Source organism: Deltaproteobacteria bacterium (assembly GCA_011773515.1).
In the GTDB taxonomy this organism is placed as follows: Bacteria; Desulfobacterota; Deferrimicrobia; order J040; family J040; genus WVXK01.
In genome coordinates, this window is sequence record WVXK01000097.1 from 15,090 (window position 1) to 16,320 (window position 1,231).

At 61.3% G+C, this 1,231-nt stretch carries 2 protein-coding genes; both read right to left on the reverse strand.

Translation table 11 applies throughout. From position 1 onward, the window contains the following. On the reverse strand, positions 1–767 hold a 767-nt coding region (locus GTN70_10510; protein NIO17399.1), incomplete at its 3' end, for a hypothetical protein. Continuing rightward, a partial coding sequence (locus GTN70_10515; protein ID NIO17400.1) for a hypothetical protein occupies positions 764–1,231 on the reverse strand: 468 nt, incomplete at its 5' end. The genes GTN70_10515 and GTN70_10510, both read right to left, overlap by 4 nt.

Genomic DNA, 1,231 nt, shown 5'->3' on the forward strand with positions numbered 1-1,231 from the left:
ACCCTGATACCGTGGGATATTTCCTCGAAGCCTTCGAACTTCTCGAGCTGGGAGAGGCGCATCACGGCATCGACCCGGATTGATCGATCAGAAACACCGTCATAGTCGACCGGGTTGTGGGGGTAGTACCCGAAATGATCTCCCACCTGGGTGGGGCCGAACATTTCCCCATCCTGCCGCCTCCTCACAACGACGAAGTACCGGCCTTTGCCCACCCTTGCCCGGAACCTCCCCTTCTCGTTCGTGCGGGTAAAGTAGTCCGGGATCCCCCTCAGCCCGCCATCGGCGTTTCTGTAGAGATATGCAACGGCCCCATCCAGGGGCTCTCCCTGCTCATCGTAGACATATCCGGTTATCCCCTTCCCTCCCCCCGGTGGTGGGGCCGGCATCACGCTCACCATCGCCAGGCCGACGTTCGTGGGCTTTTCCCGCTCCACCACCACGGGGTTTCCCCCGTAAAAACAGAACAGGTCCCCCGGAGCCGGAGATGGGCATTCCCCTTCCCCGCCGTACCCCACGACCCAGTATCTGCCCGGCGGAAGCTCCAGGGAATACAATCCTTCCAGATTCGTCGGGCCGCTCCGGGAAACGGGCCGGCACCGAACGACCGCGTCGAGGCTCTCAAACACGAAGACCCGTACCCCTTCGACGGTCTGCCCGTTTACCGCCGCCCTCCCCCGGATCCCGGTAAACGGTCCGGAGAGGGACGCAGGCGGACAGAGAAGGAAATAGCAAACCACCAGCAGCAGGTACGCGTTTCTTCTCATTCCCCGAATCCCCCCGTGGGACGCGCAAGGTACCCGCTAAAATCGACGGTGTCCATCGGATACTCTCTCCCTTCGTAAAGAAATAGCCCAACGTCCCGGCCGTCGTGAATCCCCGTGATGTTACCCCCGGGCCCCTTTTCCTCCATCTCGGAGGTGAGGGGCCCCCAGAAGTTCTCCCTGAAGTCTACCTTCCCCGTCAGCACACCCCCGGGGTTTTTCAGGCTTTTCATGTCGGGGGCATAGGGCCCGTAGCTTTTGGATCCCGGTCCGGATGGGGCCCCGAAGGGCTCTTCCCTGTCTTTTTCCGAAGCGGACTCCTCCCAGGCAGATGACTGGCTCTCGAGCTCCACGGCGTACCTGCGGAACGCCAGAAAACTGTTTCCCCTCGCCCGGGGGTAGGAAGAGTACTTCACATAGACTGATACTCCGTTATCGTCGAATACGTTACCCGTAACGTCCCCGGC